This window comes from Hydrogenophaga sp. FG152 (assembly GCF_057809615.1).
Genome location: NZ_JBMDKH010000002.1, coordinates 324,306 through 349,833, shown reverse-complemented (window position 1 = coordinate 349,833; position 25,528 = coordinate 324,306). Strand labels below are relative to the sequence as shown.

Genomic DNA, 25,528 nt, shown 5'->3' with positions numbered 1-25,528 from the left:
ACAAATGAGAATTGTAGTTATCTAGAATAGACCGCCTATGTTCCTGAACGTCTCTCAACTCAGCGTGCGGTACGCCGGCCAGCTCCAAGCCGCGGTGGATGGTGTCTCGCTGGGGCTGCGCGCAGGCGACATCGGCGTGCTCATCGGCCCCTCGGGCTGCGGCAAAACCACCCTGCTGCGCGCGGTCGCCGGCCTGGAACGCGCCAGCGGCGGCAGCATCACACTCGACGGCGAGACCGTGAGCGACAGCCAGCACCACATGCCGGCCGAGCAGCGCCGCATCGGCATGGTGTTCCAGGACTACGCCCTGTTCCCCCACCTCGACGTGGGCCACAACATCGCCTTCGGCATTCACCGCCTGCCACGCGCCGAGCGCGAGGCCCGCGTGGACGAGGTGCTGCGCCTGGTCGGCCTGGCCGGCATGCAGGCGCGCTTTCCGCACGAGCTTTCGGGCGGCCAGCAGCAGCGCGTCGCCCTGGCCCGCGCACTGGCGCCGCGCCCGCGCCTGCTGCTGCTTGACGAACCCTTCTCCAACCTCGACGTGGACCTGCGCGAGCGCCTGGCCCACGAGGTGCGCGGCATCCTCAAGGCCGCCGGCGCCACCGCCCTCTTCGTCACGCACGACCAGCTGGAGGCTTTCGCCATCGGCGACGTGATCGGTGTGATGCACGAAGGCCACCTGCACCAGTGGGACGACGCCTACGCTCTCTACCACCGCCCTGCCACGCGCTTCGTGGCCGAGTTCATCGGCCATGGCGTGTTCGCCCCGGCGCAGATCCAGATGGTGGGTGACCAGGTCTCGGTGCAGACACCACTGGGCCCGCTGCACGACGTGGAGGAATGCCCCCTGCCCTCGGCCTACGAGGCCGGCCTGTGCGACGTGCTGCTGCGCGCCGACGACATCGTGCACGACGACGACGCGTCGGTGAAGGCGCAGATCCTGCGCAAGGCGTTTCGCGGCTCCGAATTCCTCTACACGCTGCGCCTGGCCAGCGGCGAGGTGCTGATGACGCACGTGCCTTCGCACCACAACCACGCGGTGGGCGAGTGGATCGGCATCCGGGCGGAGGTGGACCACGTGGTCACGTTCGAGCGCGGGTCGGGCGCCAGTTCGCCGCCCGCTGCGAGCGCGGTGCGGGCGGCGAGCGCCTGATCAGCCCAGCGCGGCGCGCAGCGCCGGCAGGCGCGAGACCACCAGCCAGTCGAGCAGCAGCACGCCGAGCAGCACCGCCCCGCTGAGCGGGAAGGCCAGCGCCAGCGCGCACATCACCAGCGCCCCGCCCTTCCACAGCGATGGGTCGCGCGGCGCGGGCGGCGCCACCAGTCGCCAGCTGCCCCTGGGCCGGCGCTTCCACCACATCACGATGCCGCTCACGCACAGGAACACGATGGCCAGGCAGAACAGCACGTTGAGCACGGCGTTCCACAGACCCAGGTCGCCCTGGTGCAGCGCGATGCCCACCGCCATGGCCTTGGCCAGCAGTGGGTAGCCGGCGTAGGCGGCCTCGGCCAGCACGCGGCCGGTGTGGCGGTCCACGTGCACCGTGCGGTCCTGCGTCGGGCGGCCCAGGTCGCCGCTCATGGTGTCGGCCGACAGGGTGTACACGCCGGTGTCGCCTTGCGGCAGCTGGATGTGGTGCTGGCCCGTGAAGCCGAGCCGCTTCGCGAGCGCGGCCACGCTGTCCAGGTCCACCGGCTGGCCAGCGGGCACGCCCACCGCGCCGCTTTGCGAGCCCGAGGCCGGCAGCGGCGTCTGCTCCAGGCCCCAGGGCACCTCGTGCGTGCCACCGGCATTGAGCGTGGCGTGCGTGGCGTCCGACAGCGGCACGGCGTCCCACTTGGCGGCGGGGAAGCTGCCCCAGGGCTGCGCGAACTTCGCGCCCCACACGCCCGTCCAGGACAGCCCCGTGAGCAGGAACACCAGCAGCACCGCGCCGAGCCAGAAGCCCACACTCGCGTGCAGCGAACGCCACCACAGGCGGCCTCTCAGGCGCAGGTCGGGCAGCAGCACCTGGGCCCAGCGCGTGCCGCCGCGTGGCCACCAGAGGTAGAAGCCGGTGATCACCATCACGATGGCCAGGCCCGCCGCGATCTCGATCAGGCGGTCGCCCACATCGCCCAGCAGCAGCGTGCCGTGGATCTTCTCGGCCCAGGCGAACCACGTCCGGTCCTTGTCCACCAGCCGCAGCACCTGCGCCGTGTACGGGTCCACCGCCACCGCTTCGGTGGTGCCGTCGCGCGCGACGACGAACCAGCTTGCGCGGTCGGGCGTGACCGGCGCGATGTACTCGCGCAGCGTGGCCTGCGAGCGCAGTTCGAGCACGGCCTTCGCCTGCGCGCTCACGGGCAGCGGCGCGTGGTCCATCGGGTTCACCGTCACCACCGGCCCGAGGCGGGTCTGGAAACCGGTGAAGAACACCATGACCAGCCCGGTGAGGGCCAGCATGAGCAGAAAGGGCACGACGTAGAGGCCGGCGTAGAAGTGCCAGCGCCAGGCCACGGCATGGAAACTGGAATGCGAGGACGGCTTCGTCCCCGCGTCCGCCAGCGCGGACGCGCGTTCAGCAACGGCTTTCATGGCCGCCTCAGTGCTTGTGCTTGCTGTGGTCTTCGGCGGCGGCGGCCGGTGCCGCACTGGTGCCGCCGAGCGCGCGCGCCGTGGCCTTGACTTCCAGCGTGCTGCGCTGGCCGTCCTTGCCTTCGAGCACCAGCGTCACGGGCACCACGTCACCGGCCTTCACCTGGCCCTTGAGGTCCAGCAGCATCACGTGGTAACCACCGGGCTTGAGCTCGATGGCCTGGCCGGCGGGCAGCGCCAGGCCCTTGACCTCGCGCATGCGCATCACGTCCTTGTCCATGGCCATTTCGTGGATCTGGGCCACGCCCGCGATGGGCGAGCGGGCTTCCACCACGCGGGTGTCGGCCTTGGCGGTGAGTTGCATGAAGGCGCCAGTGGATTTCTGTTGCGCGACGGTGGCGCGCACCCAGGCGTCTTTCACCTCGACGGGAGCGGTGGCGGGCGCTTGCGCCCAGGCGCTGGCCGCCATGGCCAGCAGGGTGGAGATGAGCAGGGATTTCATCGTGGAGTCTTCCATCGAAAAGCATTGATCGGGTTGGCCCGGCCCGGCCCGGGCCGGCCCGGGCCGGCGGGGCGGTGACAGGGGCTCGGGCGGAGAAGCGGTCCGCGCAGGGGCGCGGGCCGGTGGGGTGCGTCAGGCCGTGGGCGGGGCGCGCGACTGCGCGGCGGGCCAGGGTGGCGCGGGCAGGGCCGAGCGGAAGGGCTCGGGCGGTGGCTCGGCGCCGGGCGCGAGCACCAGGGTGGGCACGGACGATGCGGGCGGCAGGCCGGCTGCACCGTGCAGGTTGCACCAAGGGCAGTGGCGCGAGGCGTCGGCCATGGACTTGCCGACATCGGCCACGGCGGCGTTGTCGCCATCGATGGCATCGGCCTGCACCCAGACCATGCCGCTGGCGCTGCAGACCTGCACCCAGCCGGGGCCGCCTTGCGCGGCCACCACCGCCTGCGCCACGGTGGGCGCGAGCGCGCCCAGCAGCATGGCGAGCATGGCCAGCCAGGCGGCGAATCGGTGGGTGGTGCGGGGGAAACGCATGGCGGGGCAGTTTATCAGCCGGGCCCGTCAACTGCGGGACGCGTGGGCGGAGGCCCCGGGGCTACGATGGTGCGCACAACCCCCAACAGGAGACAGACATGCTCAAACTCTGCGGCTTTTCGGCCAGCAATTACTACAACAAGGTCAAGCTCGCGCTGCTCGAGAAGGGCGTGGCGTTCGAGGAGGAGCTGGCCTGGATCGGCGAGACGGACAAGGCCTGCAGTCCGCTGGGCAAGGTGCCGTACCTGAAGACGGACAAGGGGTCGCTGTCGGAGTCGACGGTGATTCTGGAGTACCTCGAGGACGCTTTTCCCGAGGTGCCGCTGTTTCCGCGCGATGCATTCGAGGCGGCGAAGGTGCGGGAGTTGGTGCGGTACCTGGAGCTGCATCTGGAGCTGGTGGCGCGCAATCTGTATCCCGAGGCGTTTTTCGGCGGCAAGGTGAGTGATTCGGCGAAGGAGAAGATCGGCCAGCAGCTGGAGAAGAACGTGGCGGGCTTTTCGAAGCTGACGACGTATTCGCCGTTCATCGCGGGTTCGCAGTTCACGCTGGCGGATTGCGCGGCGGCGGTGCACCTTCCCCTGGTGAGCAGCGCGACCAAGATCATCTACGGCCGCGATTTCCTGGCCGATACGCCGGCTCGGGATTACCTGAAGAAGCTGGGGGAGCGGCCTTCTGTGCAGAAGGTGAATGCGGATCGCAAGGCGAATACCGAGTTGATGTTGGGTCGGTCCAAGGGCTGACTTTTCGTTCTGCCTTGGTGGGCGGGGCGGGTGGGCAGGGGTGTTTGGGCTCCGGCCGCTCGCGGGCGGCTGCTCGGGTACCCACAGATCACCTCGTCAACACCGGGTAGGCACGCACCCTCTGTGGCAACCGCGAATGGGGCCTGCGCCCAAACACCCCTGCCCACCCACCCAAAAGCAATGTCGGCGCACGACCGTTCGCATGCCTGCGTTCGTTCGCAGGGCAGTGGCGGTGCCCGCAGGCGCAGGCCCCATTCGCGGTTGCCACAGAGGGTGTGTGCGGGGATGGTGTTGACGAAGTGACCCGTGCACGCCCGGGCAGCCGCCCGCGAGCGGCCGGAGGCCTGCGGGCACCGCCACTGGCCTGACGCGAGGTCCCCGCCGGAAACCCCACGCAAGAAGAAACCTCAGGGAAACCGCCGCACCAGCTCAACGCCCACGTACAGGGACCTTCCACCCCCAGGCTCGAAGAACCGGTTGTTCCCCTCGTTCACGATCACCGACCCCGCATAGGAACGGTCCGTCACGTTGTCGATGCGCACGAACTCCCGCCAGGTCCAGTCGCCCCGGTTCTGCTCGAACCGCACCCCCAGGTTGAACACCGTGCTCGCGGACGTGAAATCCGTGTTCCGGTCGTTCACCGCCATGCGCCCCGTGTGCAACGCCTCCAGCGTGAACACGCTGTTGGCCCAACCCGGCTCCCACGCCACCTGCAGATACGCCTGCTGCTTCGCCAACCCTGGCAGCCGGTTGCCCGCCGCCACCGGCACATTCGGCGCCGCGCACGGCGTGGCCACACAGGTCAGGAAACCATCGCGGTAGGTCGCGTCCATCCACGTGTACGCCGGCGTCACGGTGAACTTGCCCCACTGCATCACCCCCGCCAGCTCCACGCCCTGCCGCCGCGTGCGCCCCGCATTCTGGAAAGTGGATCGCCCTCCCGTGTTCGACAACACCACGATCTCGTCCTTCGTGCGCGTCTCGAACAGCGTGGCGCTCCAGCTGCCCCAGGCCTGGCGCCCGCGCAGACCCGTCTCCGCGCTCAGGCTGCGCGAGGCGTTCAACGAGGGGTTGAGCCCCGTCAGACCCGAGGCGCGGTACGCCACCTCGTTGAGCGTGGGCGTCTCGAAACCGCGCCCCACGCTCGCGAACGCCTGCAACTGCGGCGTGATCTCGCGGCGCACACCCAGCACCGGGCTGAAGCCGTCGTAGTCCGCCGCGCCACTGTCGTTCGGGTTGCCCGCCCCGATGTAACGGTCGGCCGAGGTGAAGCGCACGCGCGAGTGCCGCAACCCCGCCAGGAAGGTGGTGGCTGGCGTGCGCCACTCGGCCTGCACATAAGGGTCGAAGGTGCTGGCGCGGTTGGTCTCGTCGCGCCGCAGCCGGCCCTGCACGCCCAGGGCGGCGCCGATGAAGTTCTCGTACCCCAGGCGGTCCTCGGTCTGCCGGTCCGAGGCGATGCCGGCGGCGACGGTGAGGCGGCCGCTGTCGTAGCTGCGGTCCAGGCGCCAGCGCGCGTTCCAGCCCCAGTAGTCGCGGTCCAGGTCGATCACGCCGCCCGCGCTGCCGGCCGGTGCCTGCGCGCCGGTGGGAATGGCCTGGAACTGGCGCACGGCGCGCTGGCCGCCGTAGCCCATGAGTTCGATGCGGTGGCCCTGCCCCAGCGCCTGTTCCCAGGCCAGCCCCACCTGCGTCTGCGAGACGCTCTTGCGCGTGTTGAACTGCGTGGCCGCCGCCGTGGTCTGGCCAGGGTCGGCGTCGAACTCGGCGCGCGTGAGACCCAGCGGGTCCAGCGCCTGGCTGCTCTGGCGGTTGAGCACGAGCACCGTGCGCCCGCCTTCGTGCGCGCGGCTGAGCTTGAGGTTGCCCGTGCTGCGCGACGCGGACGATTGCAGGCGCTCGCCGTCGGTGGCGAACTTGCCCGCGTCCAGCGTGTACGACCAGCCCGGCTGCTCGGCGCTGCCGGTCTGCCCGCTGAGCTGGGTGGAGAAGCGCCACAGCCCGTTGGAGCCGGCCGCCACGCCGGTGCGCCACTCGGTGGGGCGCTGGCCGTCCTGCGTGTAGAGCGCGATCACACCGCCGGCCGAGGCGCCGTACAGCGCCGAGAACGGACCGCGGATGACCTCGATGCGGTCGGCGCTGCCGATGGGAAAGTTCGCCGCCTGGCCCTGCCCGTCGGGCGCGCTGGCCGGAATGCCGTCCACGTACAGGCGCACGCCGCGCACACCGAAGGGCGCGCGCGCGCCGTAGCCACGCATGGAAATCTGCAGGTCCTGCGCGTAGTTCTGCCGGTTGCGCACCACCAGGCCGGGCACGCGGCCCAGGCCTTCGGAGAGGTTGATCTGCAACTGGCCCGCGCGCAGTTCCTCGCCATCCACCACCTCGACCGAGCCCGGCGCCAGCCAGCGCTGCTGCCAGGCCGAGCCGCCGGTGATCACCACCGGCGCGAGCGCGCCGGCGGTGTCGCCGTCCGGCTGGGCCTGCGCGGGCGGCGACAGCAAGCCGGCGGCGGCACCGAGAAGAAGGGCGCTACTGCTTCGGCCGAATGGCATCGGCCGTGCCTTGGATGAATGCTTTGATTTTTTGGACATCGTCGGGTGTGAGTTTTCCGGTGAAGTCCGGCATTCCGCGTGCCATGGCCGGACCGGCGAACACGAACTTGTCGAGATTCTCGATGAAGGCCGAATCCATGTAACCCAGGTTGGGGATGTTGCCGCCCCGGTCCACCCCTGGCACGCCGTGGCAGAACACGCAGTTGCTCACGTACAGCGCGGTGCCGGCCGGTACGTGGGCCGGGTCGTACTTCACGCCGGCCACGAGCTTGCCGAGCTGGTAGTTCACGAAGGCCGGCGGCTGCGCCTTGCCGCCCACGGCGAAGGTGTAGACCGTGCCCGGGCCCTGGCGGTCGGTGGCGCGCTGCGCCAGGCCGTAGACCCCGCCCCAGCCCACCGCGATCGACACGTACTGCTTGCCGTCGACCATGTAGGTCGAGGGTGCGGCGATCACGCCGGTGCCGGTGGGCGTTTCCCAAAGCTTCTCGCCGCTGGTCGCGTTGTAGGCGATGAAGCGGCCGTCGGCCGTGCCCTGGAACACCAGGTTGCCGGCCGTGGTGAGCGTGCCGCCGTTCCACGGCGAGATCTGCTCCTGCGTCCAGCGCGCCTTCTGCTGCACCGGATCCCAGGCCACGAGGCGGCCGAAGGGCTTGCTGGTCGGCGGCTCCACGTTGGCGAAGGTGGCCAGGTTCCAGCCCATGTTGGCGTGTGGCTCGCCGGGCCGGTCGGCGTTGAACTTCCAGTCCTTGTTGTCCATCAGCGTGAGCGGCACGCTCTGCACCGGCATGTAGACCAGGCCGGTGGCCGGGTTGTACGACATGGAATGCCAGTTGCGCGCACCGAAGGCGCTGGGGATGATCTCGCGCGGCCGGTCGGCGGTGCGCGCGGCCGGGGTTTCGATCGGTCGACCGTTCTTGTCGTAGCCGGTGGCCCAGTTCACGTCGACGAAGTTCTTGGCCGAGATGAACTTGCCGTTGGTGCGGTCGATCACGAAGAAAAAGCCGTTCTTGGGTGCATGCAGGATCACCTTGCGCGGCTTGTTGTCGAGCTTGATGTCGGCCAGGATCATCGGCTGCGTGGAGGTGAAGTCCCAGTTGTCGCCCGGGGTCTCCTGGTAATGCCAGACGTACTTGCCGGTATCGGGGTTGAGCGCGACGATGGAGGCGAGGTAGAGGTTGTCGCCGCCGGCCGGGCTGCGCTTGCTGCGCGCCCAGGGCGAGCCATTGCCGGTGCCGATGTACATCAGGTTGAGCTCGGGGTCGAAGGTCATGGTGTCCCAGGCCGTGCCGCCACCACCGGCTTCCCACCACTTGCCAGCCGGGTCCCAGGTCTTGGCGGCCTTGGCCATGGACTCGTCCTCGAATGGTTTGCTCGGGTCGCCCGGCACGGTGAACCAGCGCCACTTCTGGTCACCGGTCTTGGCGTCGTAGGCGGTGATGTAGCCGCGCACGCCATACTCCGCACCGCCGTTGCCGATGATCACCTTGCCCTTGAAAACGCGCGGCGCGCCGGTGATGGTGTAGCTGAACTTGCGGTCGATGATGGTGTCCTTGGACCACACCTGTTCGCCGGTGGCCGCGTCGATCGCGATCAGCCGGCCGTCGTAGGCCGCCACGAAGACCTTGCCCTCGTGCAGCGCCACGCCGCGGTTGACCACGTCGCAGCAGCCCTTGTAGCCGCCCTCGCGCGGCACCTTGGGGTCGAAGGTCCACAGGCGTTTGCCGGTGCGCACGTCCACCGCGTGCACGATGCTCCAGGAAGCGGTGACGTACATGATGCCGTCCACCACCAGCGGCGTGGACTCCACCCCGCGCGAGGATTCGAGGTTGTAGGACCAGACCAGGCCCAGGTCCTTCACGTTGGCGGTGGTGATCTGGTTGAGCTTGGAGTGGCGCGTCTCGGCGTAGTCCAGGCCATAGCTGGGCCAGTCCGGCGTCTTGCTGGCGTTGGCCTTCATGAAGCTGGCGTTGACCTTGCCCACGGCGGCCCGGATGTGCTCCTGCGAGCCCTTGATGGGGGCCTGCGGCTGCGCGAGCGCGGCGCCGCAGAGCGTGGTGAGTGCGGTGAACAGGCAGGCGGCCGCGCGGCACCTGACCAAAGCAAGTGGTGACGGATTCATCGTGTCTCCTTGTGCTGCCTGCGGCGCGCAGGCCTGTTTGTGGGGCTGCCAGGGCCTGTCGTGCTCGGCCCAGCTTTGCCATCTTCCGCCTCTCCGGGAGCCTATTCATCCTCGGGATTTCCCTGAAGCCGATGTGTTCCGGCGTGGAACATCCGACGGGCGGCGGGCAGGGCTTACCCGCATGCCACCGCGCGCCGATGAACGGGATACTGGCCGAGGAGACGCCCCGCAGGACAAGAACATGCCCCACCCCACGAACGGGCAGGCGAGCACGCCGCGCCAGCTCTTTTTCCAGACCACCGAACAGCGCACCGCGCTGGCGCGCCAGCGTTTCTTCGACGAAGGCACGCGCCCCTCCGGCCTGGTGGGCGAAGCGGTCATCCAGTCGTGGCTGCGCTGCGCCTCGGCCCGGCAGCAACCCACCGACCGCGTGAGCTTCGAGCAGGTCACGCGCAGCCGGGCCCACGCCAGCCTGAACCGCAACCGGCAGCTGCTCCAGGCCGGCAACCTCGAGCTCAACCACATGGAAGCCGCGCTGGCCGGCACCGACTGCCGCGTGCTGCTGACCGACGCGCAGGGCGTGATCATCCACGCCACCCAACTGCCCGCGACCAACCAGCACCCGCTGCTCAAGACCGCCTCGCGCGTGGGCGTGAACCTCACCGAGGGCCAGGTCGGGACCAACGCGCCGGGCATCGTGGTGCGCACCGGCGAAGCCTGCACCGTCACCGGCGCCGAGCATTTCTTCCAGAGCCTGCAGAGCCTGCACTGCGCGGCCGCGCCGATCCGCGACATCCACGGCCAGCTCGCGGGCGTGCTGGACGTGTCGATCGAGGCCGGGCGCTTCCAGTTCGATGCCGCGTCGGTCGTGGGCATGTACGCCACCACGATCGAGAACCGCCTGCTGCAACTGCAGTCGGTCGAGCACCTCGTGCTGCACTTCCAGGCCAGCCCCACGCTGCTGGGCACGCCGATGGAGGCCCTGGCCGGCATCGACGCCGGCGGGCGGGTGCTGTGGCTCAACGGCGCGGGCCGCCGGCTCACGGGCTGCCGCATGGAAGAGCGGCACACGGTGGACGAGGTGTTCGGCGTGCCGCTGGAGCGCCTGCTGGCCCTGCCGCGCCAGCACCAGGCGCAGACCCTGCGCCTGCCCAATGGCCTGGGCGTGTGGGTGACGGGCACGCTGACCGCGAGCGACGGCGCCGACTTCAAGCACGCGGTGGCCGTGTCACAGCCCGCGCCCCAAGTCACCGAAACGGCGCCCCCACCCGCTGCCATCGACACGCCGGCCCTGGCCACGCCGCCGGAAACCGACCCCGCGCAGGCCACCCTGCTGGACCACAAGCAGCGCCTGATCGAGAGCACGCTGGCCGCGTGCGGCGGCAACATCGCGAAAGCCGCGCGCGCGCTCGGCGTCTCGCGCGGCATGCTGTACCGGCGGCTGCAGAAGGCCCAGGCGCCGGGCGCGGGTTAAGGCGCCGACCAGACGGCCAGTTCGTGCCCGTCCGGGTCGAGAAAGTGGAAACGGCGCCCACCGGGAAATCCGAACACGGGCCTGGAGATCCGCCCGCCCGCGGCCTCGATGCGTTGCTGCGCCGCGGCCAGGTCGTCCGCGTACAGCACGATCAGGGCGCCGCCAGGGCGAACGGCCTCACCGGTGGCGAAGCCCCCGGTCATGCGCCCGTCGTTGAACTCGCAGTAGCCCGGGCCGTAGTCCACGAAGGTCCAGCCGAATGCCGCGCCATAGAAGGCCTTGGCGCGCGCGATGTCACCCACGTTGAACTCGATGTAGTCGATGCGCTGGTCGCGCCCTTCGGTGCCCATGGTGGGTCCTTTTTTCAGAGTGCGCGCAGGCGGTCGATGTCCGCGCGCAGGTCGTTGGCCCAGGTGCGGCGGTCGCGGCCCTCGTCATGTTGCGGCTCGCCATAGCGCACCACGGCCCGCAGGCCGTCGGCGTTGAGCGTGGCCCAGATCGAGCCGATCAGCGTGGTGTCGCCCACGAACACCGGCGCCGGGTGCGGTTCGCCGGTGTCGCGCTGCACGAAGCGCAAGGCGATGGGCAGCACGGGCGCGCGCGCCGCGATGGCGGCCTGCAGCAGGTTGGCGTGGAAGGGCAGCAGGGCCCGGCCGTCGCCCGTGGTGCCTTCGGGAAACACCGTGACGATGTCGCCCAGCTCCAGCCGCTCCGCCATGTGGTGCACCATGCGCATGGCCGCGCGCCGGTTGCCACGTTCGAGGTAGAGCGTGCCTGCGCCTGTGATGAGGGAGCCCAGCAAGGGCCAGTGCTCGGCGTCGGCCTTGGAAACGAAGCGGCTCGGGCGCGCGGCGTTCATCACCAGGATGTCCAGCCACGACATGTGGTTGGCCACCTGCAGCAGCGGGCCGTGTTCGGGCGGCGTGCCCTCGACCACCAGCTCCACGCCCAGGATGAGCAGCATGCGGCGCGTCCACTCGCGCACCACGAGTTCGGTCTGCGATGGGGTCAGGCGGCCGAGCTCGGTGCGGATGGTCCACAGCGCACCCAGCACGTGCGCGGTGGCCCGCAGGCCACGCCAGAGCGCGCGAAAGGGTTTCACGCGGCGGCGGTCCGCTCGGTGTCGGCCTGGTAGGCGAGCTGCCCACCCACCAGCGTGGCGTGCACGCGCACCGGCAGTTCGTGGCCGCCGAAGGGCGTGTGCTTGCCCTGGCTGCGCAGCGCCTCGGGCCGCACGGTCCAGCCGCTGTCCGGGTTGAAGATGCAGAGGTCGGCCACGCCACCCACGGCGATGCGGCCAGCGCTGGCCTGCAGCGTGCCCAGGCTCGCGCCCAGCACCGCCTGCGGCCCGACGGTGAGCACGCCCAGCGCCTGCATCAGCCCCAGGCCTTCCTGCTGCGCCCAGGTGCACGCCAGGCCCAGCAGCAACTCGACCGCCGTGGCGCCCGGCTCGGCCTCCGCGAACGGCAGGGTCTTGGCGTCGCTGTCCACCGGGTTGTGGTCGGACACCAGCGCGTCGATGGTGCCATCGGCCAGGCCCGCGCGCAGCGCGTCGCGGTCGCGCTGCTGTCGCACCGGTGGCTGCAGGCGCAGGCGGCTGTCGTAGTAACCGATGTCCACGTCGGTGAGGTGCAGGTTGTGCACACTCACGTCGCAGGTGACGGGCAGGCCCTCGGCCTTGGCCTGGCGCACCAGGGCCAGGCCGGCCGCGCTGCTGAGGCGGCACAGGTGCACGCGCGCGCCCGCGCCACCGCCCTTGGCGCTGCGCATCAGCTCGAACAGCGTGTGCAATGCGATGGTTTCGGCGGCGGCAGGAATGCCCGCCAGGCCCAGGCGCGTGGCCAGCGGGCCGCTGGCGGCCACGCCCTTGCCGAGCCAGAAGTCCTGCGGGCGCAGCCACACGGTGTAGCCGAAGGTGGCCGCGTACTGCAGCGCGCGCTGCAGCACCTGCACGTTGACGATGGGCACTTCGGCCTGGCCGAAGCCGATGCAGCCGGACTCGGTGAGCTCGGCCATTTCCGTGAGCACCTCACCCTGCAGGCCGCGCGTGAGAGCGCCCAGCGGGAACACACGCGCCAGGTGCAGCTTCTCGGCGCGGAACTTGAGCATGTCCACCAGACCGGGCTCGTCGAGCACCGGGTCGGTGTCGGGCGGGCAGACCAGCGAGGTCACCCCGCCGGCCACGGCGGCGGCCATCTCGCTTTCGAGCATGCCGGCGTGCTCCTGCCCGGGCTCGCGCAGGCGCACCGCGAGGTCCACCAGGCCGGGCGCGACCACGCAGCCGCTGGCGTCGAGCGTGCGGCTGGCGTGGAAGTCGGGCGCCACGTTGCCGATGGCAATGACGCGGCCGGCGGCGATCGCCACATCGGCGATCTCGTCGCGGCCGCTGGCCGGGTCCATCACCCGGCCGTTCTGGATCAATATTTTCATGACGTCACTTTCATGCGCACACAGTCAAGGGCTGCCGCGGAACCGGCTTTGCCGGGCCGCAGGCTGCGCCCCCTTGAGGGGGTCAGCGACCGCAGGTCGCTGCTGGGGTGGGCCTTGTTCATGCCTCGTTCCCCGCGACGATGCCCATGACCGCCATGCGCACCGCGATACCGTAAGTGACCTGCGGCAGGATCACGCTCTGCGGGCCGTCCACCACGGCCGAATCGATTTCCACGCCCCGGTTGATCGGGCCCGGGTGCATCACGATCGCGTCGTCCTTGGCCCAGCGCAGGCGCTCGGGCGTGAGGCCGAAGCTCTTGAAGTACTCCTGGCTCGACGGCAGCAGGGCACCGCTCATGCGCTCGTTCTGCAGCCGCAGCGTGATCACCACGTCGCAGTCCCTGATGCCCTCTTCCAGCGTGTGGCACACGCGCACGCCCATGTGCGAGAGGTCGCTGGGCACCAGCGTGCGCGGGCCGACCACCCGCACGTCGGGGCAGCCCAGCGTGGTGAGCGCATGGATGTCGGAGCGCGCCACGCGCGAGTGCAGCACGTCGCCCACGATGGCCACCGACAGCTGGGTGAAGTCCTTCTTGTAGTGGCGGATGGTGTACATGTCGAGCAACCCCTGCGTGGGGTGGGCGTGGCGCCCGTCGCCGGCGTTGACCACGTGCACATGCGGAGCCACGTGCTGCGAGATCAGGTAGGGCGCGCCCGACTCGCTGTGGCGCACGACGAAAATGTCGGCCGCCATGGCGCTGAGGTTGGCGATGGTGTCGAGCAGCGACTCGCCCTTGGCGGTGGAACTGCGAGCGATGTCGAGGTTGATCACGTCGGCCGAGAGGCGCGTGGCCGCGATCTCGAAGGTGGTGCGCGTGCGCGTGCTGTTCTCGAAGAACAGGTTGAACACGCTCTTGCCGCGCAGCAGCGGCACCTTCTTCACTTCGCGGTTGCTCACGCTCACGAAGTTGGCGGCGGTGTCCAGGATCTGCGTGAGGATGTCGCGCGACAGGCCCTCGGTGGAGAGCAGGTGAATCAGTTCACCGTTCTTGTTGAGCTGGGGGTTCTTGCGTTGCACGGTCAGGCTTCCTTGGTTTCCAGCACGAAGCTCAGGCGGCCGCTGTCGTCGCGCGCGAGTTCGAGCGAACGACCCGCGGGCACGTCCAGGCGCGCGGCGCACAGGTTGGCCTCGATCGGCAGTTCGCGCCCGCCCCGGTCCACCAGCACCGCCAGGCGCACGCTGGCCGGGCGGCCGTAGTCGAAGAGTTCGTTGATCACGGCGCGCAGCGTGCGGCCGGTGTAGAGCACGTCGTCGATCAGCAGCACGTGCGCGCCGTTCACGTCGAACGGCAGTCGGGTTTGCGCGCTCGAAGCCAGGCCGCGCTGCGCGAAGTCGTCGCGGTGCATGCTCGACGAGATCACACCGGCCGGCCCGGGCAGCCCCAGGTCGGCCTGCAGGCGCTCGGCCAGCCAGGCGCCGCCGGAGGTGATGCCGGCGAGCACCACGGGCGCGGGCGAAGAGGCCAGCAGTTGTTTCACGCCGCGCGCCAGCTCGGTGTAGAGCGCCTCGGCATCGGGCAGCATGGCCCCCACGCTGGTCGCTTCGCGTACTGCGCTGCCCCCCAAGGGGGCGCTCGCGCCTTGGGGCGGCCCGGCGTCGCTCGTGCTCTTCTCAATCAAGGCAGGCTCCTCAAAAACTGTTCCAGAATGATGCAGGCCGACGCGGCATCGGCGTCTTTGGCCCCCAGGCTGTGGGCCTCGGTGGTGCTGTAGCGCTCGTCCACCTCGAACACCGGCAGGCCATGGCGGCCACGCAGCTCGCGCGCGAATTTGAGCGCGCGCGCGGTGTTCTCGTGGGGCGCGCCGTCGGGGTGGTACGGCACGCCCACCACCAGGGCATCGGGCTGCCATTCCTTGAGGCGCTGCGCGATCTGCACGAAACGCGCGTCGCCCTCGGCGGCGATGGTGGGCTGGGGGGTGGCGCTGCGCGTGAGGCGGTTGCCGGTGGCCACCCCGGTGCGCTTGAGGCCGAAGTCGAACGCCAGAAACATCTGGCAATGCGCCGGGACTTCAGGGGTCGTGGGCGCCGGCGTGTTCACGGTCATGCGTGGCCTGCGTCGGGCGAGAGCATCCAGGGCTGCAGGCCCAGCAGGGCCATGGCACGCTCGTAGCGCTCGGCCACCGGCGCGTCGAAGATGAGGTTGGGGTCGGCCTCCACCGTGAGCCAGCTGTTCTCGGTGATTTCCGATTCGAGCTGGCCCTGCCCCCAGGAGGCGTAGCCCAGCGAGACGAACACCCGGCGCGGGCCAGCACCCGAGGCCATGGCTTCGAGCACGTCCTTGGAGGTGGTCATCTCCAGACCGCCCGGAATGGACAGGGTGGAGGCGTAGACCGATTCGCCCTCGCCCGAGACCGCCTCGTGCAGCACGAAACCGCGCTCGGTCTGCACCGGCCCGCCCTGGAACACCGGCAACTCGGCCAGGTCGTCACGGCCCATCGGCAGGTCGACCTTCTCGAACAGGCGGGGCAGGAGGATGTCGCTGGGCTTGTTGATCACCAGCCCCAGGGCACCGCGCTCGCTGTGTTCGCACATGAACACCACACTGCGGCCAAAAAGCTCGTCGCTGAGGCCGGGCATCGCAATCAGAAAATGATTGGTCAGGTTGATGGGGGCAAAATCAGCGGACATGGCGCGATTTTAAGCCGCCTACTCTGCTGGTCATTGCCGGCAGGGGCAACCCCCCGCCCTGCCCATGAACAGCTACGACAAAGGTCTGATGTGGTTCCGCCGTGATCTGCGCGCGGAAGACAACGCGGCGCTGTACCACGCGCTCAAGGTCTGCCGTCAGGTGTGGTGCGTGTTCGTGTTCGACACCGAGATCCTGGACGACCTGCTCGAACGCGGCCTGCGCGCCGACCGGCGCGTGGAGTTCATCCGCGAATCGCTGGTGGAGCTCGACGAACGGTTGCGCGCGCTGGGGCGGGCACACCACGTGGAGGGCGTGGGCCTGATCGTGCTGCACGCGCCGGCCCGGCAGGTGATTCCCGCGCTGGCGCAGAAGCTGGGCGTGCAGGCGGTGTTCGCCAACCACGACGACGAGCCCGCCGCCCTGGCGCGCGACGCGCGCGTGTTCGGCGACCTCGCGCACGCCGGCATCCTGCTGCACAGCCACAAAGACCATGTGATCTTCGAGCGGCGCGAGGTGCTCACGCAGGCGGGCCACGCCTTCGGCGTCTTCACACCCTACAAGAACGCCTGGCTCAAGGCGCTCACGCCGTTTCACCTGAAGGCCTACCCGGTCGCCCGGTACGCGGGCACACTGGCCGGCGTGCCCGCCGAATACGCGGTACCGGTCCCCAACCTGTCGGACATCGGCTTCGAGCCCACCAACCTCGCGCAACTCGCGCTCCCCACCGGCACGAGCGGGGCGCACGCGCTGTTCGAGGACTTCGTCGACCGCATCGACCGCTACACCGAGGCGCGCAATTTCCCTGCGGTGAAGGGGCCGAGCTACCTGAGCGCGCACCTGCGCTTTGGCACCATCTCGATCCGCCACCTCGCCTCGGTGGCTTACCAGATGCACCTGCAGGGCATCGCGGGCGCGACCACCTGGCTGTCGGAGCTGGTCTGGCGCGACTTCTACCACCAGGTGCTGGCCAATTTCCCCCACGCCGTGGACAAGGCCTTCAAACCAGAGTACGACGCCATCAAGTTCGAGCACGGCAAACACGCCAAGGAGCTGTTCGCGGCCTGGTGCGAGGGCCGCACCGGCTACCCGCTGATCGACGCGGCCATGGCGCAGATCAACCAGACCGGCTACATGCACAACCGGCTGCGCATGGTGGTGGCCAGTTTCCTGGTGAAGGATCTGGGCATCCACTGGCAATGGGGCGAGCGCTACTTCGCCGACCACCTGATCGACTTCGATCTCGCGGCCAACAACGGGGGCTGGCAATGGGCAAGCTCCAGCGGCTGCGACGCGCAACCCTGGTTCCGCATCTTCAACCCGGTGACGCAGAGCGAGAAGTTCGACCCGCAGGGCAAGTTCATCCGGAAGTACCTGCCGCAGCTCGCCGGCCTGCCGGACGCAGCGATCCATGCCCCGTGGAAGGCCAACGAGATCGAGCTGGCAGCCGCCGGGCTGGTGCTGGGCGAGGGCTACCCGCAGCCGATCGTGGACCACGCGGTGGCGCGCGAGCGCACGTTACTGCGCTATGCGGTGGTGAAGCAGCCCGGCAAGAAACCAGGCTAGATCAAGCTTCGGCGGCCGCCTTCGCGTAGTGGCCGATCAGGGCCAGCAGCTCGTCTTCCGAGTAGGGCTTGCCCAGGTAGTGGTCCACCCCGAGTTCGCGCGCGTGCTCGCGGTGTTTCTCCGCGATGCGCGAGGTGATCATGATCACCGGCAGGTCGGACAGGCGCACGTCGCTGCGGATGTTGCGCACCAGGTCGAAGCCGTCCATGCGCGGCATCTCGATGTCGGACAGCACCACGGTCGGGCGCTCGGTCTGCAGCTTCTCCAGCGCCTGCAGACCATCGGCCGCCAGCGTCACGCGGTAGCCCTCGCGCTGCAGCAGGCGCTGCGTCACGCGGCGCACGGTGATGGAGTCGTCCACCACCAGCACCAGCGGCACCGTGTTGACCTCCGCCGCGCTCTGCACCAGCGCCTCGCCCAGGGACGTCGCCGCCTGCGGCGTTGTGCGCTGGTTCGCCACCCACTCGGCCACCTGGGCGCCGTACACCGTGGCCAGGGCCACCGGGTTGTAGATCAGGGCCACCGCGCCCGAGGCCAGCACCGACATGCCCGCCAGGCCCGGCAGCCGCGAGAGCTGCGCCCCCAGGTTCTTCACCACGACTTCCTGGTTGCCCAGCACTTCGTCCACGTGCATGGCCACGCGCTGCGCCGCGCTTCGGAAGATCACCACCGGTTGTGTGCGGCCATGCACCTCGGTCGAATGCGCCGAGGATTGCAGCAGCGCACCAGCCCAGTAGAAGGGCACGTCCTCGCCTGCCACATTGAGGTGGCCACTGGCATAGGCCTTGGTGAGGTCGTCGCTGCCCAGGCGGCGCACCACCTCGACCAGGTTGGACGGCACGCCCACGGTGAGCCCGCCCGCGCGCAGCATCACGACCTGCGTGACCGCGGTCGTCAGCGGCAGCACCAGTTTGAAACTGGTGCCCCGCCCGGCCTGCGTGGCGGTCTCGATGCGGCCGCCCAGCGCGACCACGTCGTTGCGCACCACGTCCATGCCGATGCCACGGCCAGCCAGCTCGGACACCTCGCGCGCCGTGCTGATGCCGGGCTCGAACACCAGCTGGGCGGCTTCCTCGTCGCTCAGCTCGGTGCCTGCCGGCACGATGCCTTGCGCCAGGCCCTTTTCGCGCAGCCGCGCGAGATCGAGGCCGGCACCGTCGTCGGTGAACACCAGCGACACGTCGTTGAGCTCATGACCCAGCACGATCTCGATCTGGCCTTCGGCCGGTTTGCCAGCCTGCTGGCGCCGCTCGGGCGCTTCGATGCCATGGGCCACGCTGTTGCGCAGCAGGTGTTCGAACGCGGCGGTCATGCGGTCGAGCACGCCGCGGTCCATTTCGATGTTGCCGCCGGTGATGTCCAGCCGCACCTGCTTGCCGGTTTCCTTGGAGGCCTGGCGCACCACGCGGTACAGGCGCTCGGAGATGCCTTCGAACTCCACCATGCGCGTGCGCAGCAGGTCGCGCTGCAGCTCGCGCGTCTGGCGCGCCTGGGCGACCAGGCTGTCTTCGGTGGCTTCGACCGCGCGCTGCAGGTTGCGTTGCACGGTGGCCACGTCGTTGACCGACTCGGCCATCATGCGGGTGAGTTCCTGCACGCGGGTGAAGCGGTCGAACTCCAGCGGGTCGAACGACTGGTCGGCGTCGCGCGCCTGGGCCAGCCGCGACTGCATCTGGGTCTCGGCCTGCAGTTCGATGTCGCGCAACTGGCCGCGCAGACGGTCCAGGTTGCCCGTGAGGTCCTTGAGCGAGCCGCGCAGGGTCACGAGTTCGGACTCCATGCGCGAGCGCGTGATCATCACCTCGCCGGTCTGGTTGACCAAGCGGTCCAGCAGCTCGGGGCGCACGCGAACGGCGGCACCCGCGCGGGCCTGCAGGATCGTGGGCGCCTGCGGCAGCGAGATGCCGGTCAGGCCCCCTTCCCCGCCGGTGGCGGCGGTCTCGGCCACGGGCGGTGCGGCGGCCTCTGCCACCGGCTGGGCCGGCACCGGCTCGGGCACCGGCGGCACGATGTCGATGATCTGGGCGTCGGCGTTGCGCAACTGCTCGAAACGCGCGCTGATGGCGTCGAACGCGGTCTGCAGGGGTTCGAGATCGGCACCGCGCTGAAGGTCGGAGCCCAACCGCTCGGCGGTGGTTTCCATGCGGTGCGCCATCTCGCCCAGCCGCAAGGCGCCGGCGAGGCGCGCGCTGCCCTTGAGCGTGTGCAGGTTGCGCAGCACCTCGGCGCGCGCGCTGCTGTTGTCGGGGCGCGCCACCCACTGGCGCAAGGCGCCGTCGAGCTGCGGAATGAGCTCCTGTGCCTCTTCCGCGAAGATCGGGAACAGGTCGACGTCCACGGTGTCGGCCACGTCGATGTCGTCGTCGATGTCCTGCACCACCTCGTGCACGCGGCTCACGTCGGCGTGCGGCGCCGTGAAGGCGGTGGTGTGTTCGGCGCGGTCGGGCACCTCGAAACCGGTCAGCGCCAGCACCGGCGCGCCGTCGTCCTGGGGCGCCTGCACCTCGGCGGGCGCAGGCTCCTCGACGGCGGGCCCGGGTTCGGGCTGTGGGTCGTGCACCACGCGGTACAGCGCGTCCATCAACTCGGCGTTGGGCTCCTTGAGGAAGCCGGCGGCAAACTGGTGCAACAGGCGGCGGATGTCGTCCGACGCCTCGACGAACAGCTGGGCCTGGCCCGCGCTGGCCGGGTGGCCCGAGCGCTGGTGCATGCCCACCGATTCGATCGCATGCTCCAGCGCGCGCGCGATGTCGGACAGGGACTGGAAGCCCACCGTGGCCGAACTGCCGGCCAGCGAATGCGCCAGCGCCTCGGCCTGCTCGGGCACCGGCTCGTGGCGCTCCAGCGCCCACTCGGTCAGCACGGTGTTGAGGCGGCGGGACCACTCGTCGGCCTCGTTGAGGTAGACGTTGTAGAGCTTGAGGCCGATCCGCAGCGAACCGATGACCTTGGTCTGTTCGTCGGGGATGGCCTCGGGCTCGGGTTCGGGCAGCGCGAAAGGTTCGACCGACTGCGCCACTTCCAGGGCCAGGTGGTCGTCCGCGAGGGGCGCCTCGACGGGCTCGGGCAGCGGCTCCACCACCGCCTCGTCCACCCCCTCGGGCACGCTCGCCGGCAGCGGCTCGTCCACGGGATCGACCACCTGGGCCAGTTCGGGGTCGGCCCATTCGGGCTCGGCCACGACCGGCTCAACCAGGGCGGGCTCGGGTTCGACCGTGGCTTCGGCCGGCACGGCTTGCGCGGCGGAGGAGAACGCGGCGAGGCTGCCGAAATCGATGTCGGCCAGCAGCGGTTCGGCGTCCAGCGGCGGGGCCACCACCGGCGGCTCGGCGGCCGCGTCCACCGGCGGGAAATCCTGGGTGGGCGGTGCATCGGCAGGCGCCTCTGCGGTCGCTGCCGCGGCTGCGGCAGCCGCCACGGCATCGAGATCGAGGTCGAACGAAGGCTCGGCCAGGGCCTCCCCCATCGGGGCCGGTTCGGCCGCCTCCGGTGGCACGAACACGGTGGCGTCCACCAGAGGCGCCGGCGCGGACGTGGCCGCCTCCGGCGAGGCCAGCGGCAGGTACTGCCCCTGGTCGCGCAGCGCCTCGGCGCTGGCGCGGAAGGGCAAGGAGCGCCAGGGCACGGCACGGCGTGCCGAGATGTCGTCCACCCAGCGCCCGAACTCGGTCATGGCCTCGCCCGCGAGCGTGAGCAGGGGCGGGCTGGCGGGCCGCTGTTCGGCCAGCACCGTGTTGAGCAACTGCTCCATGGCCCAGGCCGCTTCGCCGAATTCGTCCAGACCGACCATGCGCGAACTGCCCTTGAGCGTGTGGAACGCCCGGCGCAGCGTGGTCAGGTGCTCCAGATCGCTGGGCTGCACCTGCAGGTGCGACACGGCTTCCAGGCCGTTGGCCACGACCTCGCGGGCCTCTTCCAGGAAGATGTCGAGCAGGTCGTCTTCGTCGCTGTCCGAGTCGCTGGGCGCTTCGGGCTCGGGCGCCTGGGCCACCGTGGACGACGCCGACAGGCCCACCAGGGCCTGCGCACCGGCGGCGGCATCTTCGCCGACTACCGCCTCGGCGGCTTCTCGCGCGGCACGCGCGACGCCCGACTGCTCGGCCAGCGAAGCCTGATCCGCCAGCGAGTCGAGCTGTTCGCTCAGATCCACCAGGCTCAGGCCCCCCTGCACACTGTCGACCACGCGCTGCACGCCATCGCTGATGGCCTGCGCCTCTTCCAGGGCGGGCTGGTGCGCCGCATCGGCCCCCACGCTGCGGCCCATGAGGGGCAGCAACTCGCCTTTCTCTTCGTCGAACACGAAAAGCTTCTTGGCCAGCGCGGGCTGGTAATTGAGCATGTCGACGAGGAGGCTCATCGCGCTCAGGTTGTTGCCCAGCTGCTGGAAGGTGCCGGCCTCGCGCGCCAGCGCTTCGTCCACCTCGGTGTCGAGGATCTGGTCCACCGCGTTGCGCATGCGGGCCACGGTGAGCACGGCCTGCTCCAGCCCCAACACGGAGAGCACGCCGCGCATCTGCCCCAGTTGGGACACCGCCACGTGCAGACCGGCCTTCTCGCGCGGGTTGCGGAAGAACTGGTCGAGTGATTTTTCCGCTTCGCCCAGCGAGGCCTTGAGTTCGCCGACCACGCTGCCCATGGTCTGGCGATCGCTCACGCGCCGGTACAGCTGCTCCATCCACACATCCAGCGGCTGCGCGGGCCGCCCGGCGAGCACGCCTTCCAGGCGTTCGGCCAGGGCTTGCGTGCGCGCGGTCAGCTCAGGCGCGCTGGGGTCGAAATCCTCGAAGGCCGCTTCCAGGTACAGCGTGGTGGTGGCGACTTCCATCGCCAGCTCGGGGCGCACGTTGCCGGCTTCCTGCACGGCCTGATCGGCCGCCTTCACCAGGGCCTGGGCCAGCACGGTGCTGGCCGGGTGCAGCTTGAGCAGCGAATCGCCGATCAGGCTGAACTGGTCGGCCACCTGCCGGGCGCGGCTGTTGTCGCCGCTGGAGTACAGCGACCAGACTTCCTTGGCCGCGTGGATGCGCTTGCGCGCCTGGGCCAGCACCGCCGGGTCGTAGCGGCCCAGCGTGGCCTGGTGGTAGTCCACCGGCGGCAATTGGCCCAGGCCGAAGGCGTCGCGCACCGCCGCCAGGTGGGGCGTGGTGGTGGCGGAAACCGACGTGGGCTGGGCACAGAAGAACAGCAGGTCGTGCAACAGGGTCTCGGAGACCTGGGCCTTGCCCTGGCTGAGGTTGACGAACTGCAGCAGGATGCGAGAGGTCGCGCGCTTGACGTAGACGTCGGGCGGCAGCAGGCGCTGCGCCACCGCCTCGAAATAACCGGCGGCCACGCGCCAGAACGTGCGCGAGCGCGCATCGGCGGCGCCGGCGGACAGGCCCGCACTGAGCTTGGCCAGTTGAAGCGCGGCGGCCACGCTCTGGGTCTTCACGACCAGCAGCACCAGACGGTCGAACAGCGAGCGCACCGCCGCGCTGGATTCGAGCGCGGCGACGTCGGCCGGCGCGCCGACCTCCTTGCCCCGGTGTTCGAACGGCCACAGATCGGCCGGGTGCACGCGCTCGGCCGCGGCCAATTCCTGCACCTCGCGGTACTGCGCGAACAGCGCCACCGGCTGGATCGGCTTGTTGTTGAGCACCGCTTCCAGGTACTCGATCAGCGCGAAGCTCGCGCGCTCGACCTTGCCCGCGGCCTCTTCGTTGCAGGTGTTCGGGCGCTGCACGAAACGCTGCACCGCGGTTTCCATGGCCCGCAGCACCTGGGCCGGCGAGGTCAGCCCCACCATCTCCAGGGCGCCCACGGCCTGGTGCAACTGCTGGCGCGCCAGCCGCAGCGAACCGGGGTCCACCGCCTCCAGGTCGTTGTTGCGCGACAGTTCGGTCTCGCGCACGAAGCGCCTGATGGCCTTGTTGGCGCCGTCGAGCGATTTGCGCAGTTCCTCGAAAACCCAGGCCAGGGGGCCGAGGTCGGCGACCGGCGCGTCCGCTGGCAGGCTGTCGGTGTCGATGGCGGAGTCGAGCATGTTCTTCCAGTGGGTTGACGCGGGCGCCGAGCGAGGTCGTCAGGCGATCTTGAATCGGGCCACGGATTGGCGCAGTTCCTCGGCCATGGCCGAGAGCTCGCGCACCTGGGCCGCCGTGGAGCGCGTGCCTTCGCCGGTCTGTTCGGTCACCGCGAAGATGTGCTGGATGTTGCCGGCCACCTCGTTGGCCGAATCCGCTTCGCGGGACGCGGCAGCGGAAATCTGTTCAATCAGCTCGGCGAGGCGGCGCGACACGCGGTCGATCTCCGACAGCGCGGTACCGGCGTTGTCCGACAGCTTGGCCCCTTCGACCACACCCTGCGTGGAGCGCTCCATGGCGGCTACCGCGTCCTGCGTGTCGGTCTGAATCGCCTTCACCAGCGCCGAGATCTGGCGCGTGGCATCGGCGGAGCGTTCGGCCAGCCGCTGCACTTCTTCCGCCACCACCGAGAAGCCCCGGCCGGCTTCACCGGCCGACGCCGCCTGGATGGCGGCGTTGAGGGCCAGCACGTTCGTCTGCTCGGTAATGTCCGAGATCAGTTCGGTGATTTCACCGATCTCCTGCGACGACTCACCCAGCCGCTTGATGCGCTTGGAGGTTTCCTGGATCTGGTCGCGGATGGCGTTCATACCGCCAATGGCGTCCTGCACGGCCTGCAGGCCCGACTCGGCGGCCTGCAGCGACGCACGGGCCACCGTGGCCGACTCCTGCGCCTGGCCCGACACCTGGTTGATGCGCTGCGCCATGTCCAGCACCGACTGGCCGGTTTCGCGGATCTCGCGCAGCTGTTCGGTGGACGCCGCCAGCAGCTCGGTCGAGGTGCTTTCCACCGCCGATGTCGTCTGGGCCACGCGCGTGGCCGTGGCCTGCACGTTGCCCACCAGCGAGCGCAGTTCTTCCACCGTGTAGTTCACCGAGTCGGCGATGGCGCCGGTGATGTCCTCCGTCACGGTGGCTTCCTGCGTCAGATCGCCTTCGGCCACCGTCTGCAGTTCGTTCATCAGGCGAAGAATGGCCGCCTGGTTGGCGTCGTTGACGCGCTTGGCGTCCTGCTCCAGCGACTCGGCGGCGAGCCGCTGCGATTCCGCCACCGACTGGCGCTGGCGGCTGTCGAGCAGCTGCACATAGGCCAGGCCGCCCGCGCACAGCAGGGCGAACAGGGCCGAGAGCGCCAGGGCCGCCAACTGGCCGCCACCGAGGCCCGAGCGCGACGACAGGTCGCCCTGCAGCTTCTCCAGGCTCAAGCGCAAGGGTTCGCTGTCGGCAATGATGCCGGCCTGCGCTTCACGCGCCGAGACCAGGCCCTGCAGGTTGCCCAGAATCGCACCGGCTTCGACGCGCGTGGCTTCGTACAGCTTGAGCAGGGCGTCCAGGCGCTCGCGCACCTGCGGGTCGCGCGCGGCGGCCAGGCGCAGTTCGTCGCTGCCGTTGAGCAGGCCCTCGGCGATTTCCTTGAAGGTGTTCAAGTCCTTGCCGAGCAGGAACACCGCTTCGGGGCTCACGCCCTCCATCGTCAGGAACTCGTTGGCGGACTTGCCGATGCGCTGGGTCAGCATCACCAGCTGGCCCGAGGCCGAAATCTCGGCGGCTGGCGCGTTCTGCTGCAGCTTCAGCGAGGACACGGTCTCGGCGATCTCCAGCAGGTCCGACGACTGCCGGTTGATGGTGCGCAAGGCGTTGCCCACCTGCGTCAGGATGTTCTGCTGCGCCAGCACCGCCGCCGCATTGCGCTCGGCCTGGTCCACCTTGGGCAGGATCTTGCCGAGGTCTTCCGAATATTCGGCGCCCAACGCGTCGAGCGACATCTCGCTGTCGCCGCCCTGCAGGCCGCGCAGCGTGCGGGCCATCACGGTCGAGCTGTCGCGCACCTCGGGGAAGGCGGCCGGGCTGCCGATCAGGGCCTGCGACACGCTCTTGGCCAAGCGCTGCGACTGCATCAGGGCCTGGCCGCTGGCAGCCACCTGCTGACCGACCTTTTCGGTCTGGGTCAGGGCATACAGTGTCACGCCACCGAGAACGACCAGGCCGAGCGCCAGCAGGATGGCCAGCGTGCGCTGGTGCTGCTCGGCCGGTTTGCTGCCCAACAGCGGCAGGGTCACCTGGCCACTGGCGTCGGGGCTGTCCTCGTCCACCATCGGGTTGCCGACGAGGCCTTCCGATGCAAGCGTCGGCGCCAGGCGGGCCGCCGCGAGTTCGGCGACCTCCTGGTCGGTGGCATTGGAAAGGTCGGGTTCGTCGCCGGCTTTTTTCTTGAAGAGACCCTGGAATCGATCAAGCATAGCCATGTAAAAACCTTCCAACTGAAAACAGAATGACGAATGGA

At 69.7% G+C, this 25,528-nt stretch carries 18 protein-coding genes; 4 read left to right on the top strand and 14 right to left on the bottom strand.

What is annotated here, in order from left to right; all coding sequences use genetic code 11:
* The first annotated feature begins 37 nt into the window (after positions 1 to 37).
* Positions 38 to 1,153, top strand: coding sequence for an ABC transporter ATP-binding protein (locus tag ACODTB_RS04385; protein ID WP_291121376.1), 1,116 nt, complete (start codon positions 38 to 40; stop codon positions 1,151 to 1,153).
* Here the strand turns inward: ACODTB_RS04385 and ACODTB_RS04380 are convergent, their stop codons facing one another.
* From ACODTB_RS04380 to ACODTB_RS04370, 3 genes are all read right to left on the bottom strand, one after another.
* Positions 1,154 to 2,578 (bottom strand): PepSY-associated TM helix domain-containing protein, encoded by a 1,425-nt coding sequence (locus ACODTB_RS04380; protein WP_488929120.1) that lies wholly within the window; start codon positions 2,576 to 2,578, stop codon positions 1,154 to 1,156.
* 7 nt (positions 2,579 to 2,585) lie between these two features.
* Positions 2,586 to 3,080 (bottom strand): copper chaperone PCu(A)C, encoded by a 495-nt coding sequence (locus ACODTB_RS04375; protein ID WP_291121381.1) that lies wholly within the window; start codon positions 3,078 to 3,080, stop codon positions 2,586 to 2,588.
* 132 nt (positions 3,081 to 3,212) lie between these two features.
* Positions 3,213 to 3,611, bottom strand: a complete 399-nt coding sequence (locus ACODTB_RS04370; protein ID WP_291121383.1) for a DUF2946 domain-containing protein — start codon at positions 3,609 to 3,611, stop codon at positions 3,213 to 3,215.
* Between the two features lie 98 nt (positions 3,612 to 3,709).
* Between ACODTB_RS04370 and ACODTB_RS04365 the strand changes: the two genes are divergently transcribed.
* Positions 3,710 to 4,354 carry a glutathione S-transferase gene (locus ACODTB_RS04365; RefSeq protein WP_291121386.1) on the top strand — a complete coding sequence of 215 codons (645 nt, stop codon included), beginning with the start codon at positions 3,710 to 3,712 and terminating at the stop codon, positions 4,352 to 4,354.
* Positions 4,355 to 4,761: 407 nt separating this feature from the next.
* On the opposite strand, the gene ACODTB_RS04360 is transcribed toward ACODTB_RS04365, so the two are convergent.
* Together ACODTB_RS04360 and ACODTB_RS04355 are read right to left on the bottom strand one after the other, a co-directional pair.
* The gene (locus tag ACODTB_RS04360; RefSeq protein ID WP_291121614.1) at positions 4,762 to 6,906 is read right to left on the bottom strand and encodes a TonB-dependent receptor family protein; all 2,145 of its coding nucleotides are present in this window, start codon (positions 6,904 to 6,906) and stop codon (positions 4,762 to 4,764) included.
* Complete coding sequence (locus ACODTB_RS04355) at positions 6,884 to 9,025, bottom strand: PQQ-dependent dehydrogenase, methanol/ethanol family (RefSeq protein ID WP_291121616.1); 2,142 nt, start codon at positions 9,023 to 9,025, stop codon at positions 6,884 to 6,886. The genes ACODTB_RS04360 and ACODTB_RS04355 overlap by 23 nt, the downstream gene beginning before the upstream one ends.
* A 241-nt stretch (positions 9,026 to 9,266) precedes the next feature.
* Between ACODTB_RS04355 and ACODTB_RS04350 the strand changes: the two genes are divergently transcribed.
* Positions 9,267 to 10,499: a helix-turn-helix domain-containing protein gene (locus ACODTB_RS04350; RefSeq protein WP_291121618.1), complete on the top strand. Its 1,233-nt coding sequence runs from the start codon at positions 9,267 to 9,269 to the stop codon at positions 10,497 to 10,499.
* Here ACODTB_RS04350 and ACODTB_RS04345 read toward each other — a convergent pair.
* The 7 genes from ACODTB_RS04345 to ACODTB_RS04315 form a co-directional block, all read right to left on the bottom strand.
* Positions 10,496 to 10,849: a VOC family protein gene (locus ACODTB_RS04345; RefSeq protein WP_291121619.1), complete on the bottom strand. Its 354-nt coding sequence runs from the start codon at positions 10,847 to 10,849 to the stop codon at positions 10,496 to 10,498. The two genes, ACODTB_RS04350 and ACODTB_RS04345, sit on opposite strands and share 4 nt — an antisense overlap.
* Positions 10,850 to 10,863: 14 nt before the next feature.
* Positions 10,864 to 11,601 (bottom strand): lysophospholipid acyltransferase family protein, encoded by a 738-nt coding sequence (locus ACODTB_RS04340; protein ID WP_291121620.1) that lies wholly within the window; start codon positions 11,599 to 11,601, stop codon positions 10,864 to 10,866.
* Entirely contained in the window at positions 11,598 to 12,929 is a 1,332-nt protein-coding gene (locus ACODTB_RS04335; RefSeq protein WP_291121621.1) for a dihydroorotase, read from the bottom strand. The genes ACODTB_RS04340 and ACODTB_RS04335 overlap by 4 nt, the downstream gene beginning before the upstream one ends.
* 118 nt (positions 12,930 to 13,047) lie before the next feature.
* Positions 13,048 to 14,007: an aspartate carbamoyltransferase catalytic subunit gene (locus ACODTB_RS04330; RefSeq protein WP_488929119.1), complete on the bottom strand. Its 960-nt coding sequence runs from the start codon at positions 14,005 to 14,007 to the stop codon at positions 13,048 to 13,050.
* Positions 14,008 to 14,009: 2 nt separating this feature from the next.
* Positions 14,010 to 14,513, bottom strand: a complete 504-nt coding sequence (gene pyrR, locus ACODTB_RS04325) for a bifunctional pyr operon transcriptional regulator/uracil phosphoribosyltransferase PyrR (protein ID WP_291121631.1) — start codon at positions 14,511 to 14,513, stop codon at positions 14,010 to 14,012.
* A gap of 92 nt (positions 14,514 to 14,605) precedes the next feature.
* Complete coding sequence (ruvX, locus tag ACODTB_RS04320; protein ID WP_291121623.1) at positions 14,606 to 15,034, bottom strand: Holliday junction resolvase RuvX; 429 nt, start codon at positions 15,032 to 15,034, stop codon at positions 14,606 to 14,608.
* Positions 15,031 to 15,618 carry a YqgE/AlgH family protein gene (locus ACODTB_RS04315; RefSeq protein WP_291121624.1) on the bottom strand — a complete coding sequence of 196 codons (588 nt, stop codon included), beginning with the start codon at positions 15,616 to 15,618 and terminating at the stop codon, positions 15,031 to 15,033. Before ACODTB_RS04315 ends, ruvX begins: the two co-directional genes overlap by 4 nt.
* 64 nt (positions 15,619 to 15,682) lie before the next feature.
* On the opposite strand from ACODTB_RS04315, the gene ACODTB_RS04310 reads away from it, so the two are divergent.
* A complete protein-coding gene (locus ACODTB_RS04310) occupies positions 15,683 to 17,182 on the top strand; it encodes a cryptochrome/photolyase family protein (protein ID WP_291121625.1) in 1,500 nt (499 codons plus the stop codon).
* 1 nt (position 17,183) lies between these two features.
* Here the strand turns inward: ACODTB_RS04310 and ACODTB_RS04305 are convergent, their stop codons facing one another.
* Both ACODTB_RS04305 and ACODTB_RS04300 read right to left on the bottom strand, forming a co-directional pair.
* Positions 17,184 to 23,204: a hybrid sensor histidine kinase/response regulator gene (locus ACODTB_RS04305; RefSeq protein ID WP_488929118.1), complete on the bottom strand. Its 6,021-nt coding sequence runs from the start codon at positions 23,202 to 23,204 to the stop codon at positions 17,184 to 17,186.
* Between the two features lie 39 nt (positions 23,205 to 23,243).
* Entirely contained in the window at positions 23,244 to 25,490 is a 2,247-nt protein-coding gene (locus tag ACODTB_RS04300; protein WP_291120775.1) for a methyl-accepting chemotaxis protein, read from the bottom strand.
* Positions 25,491 to 25,528 lie beyond the last annotated feature (38 nt).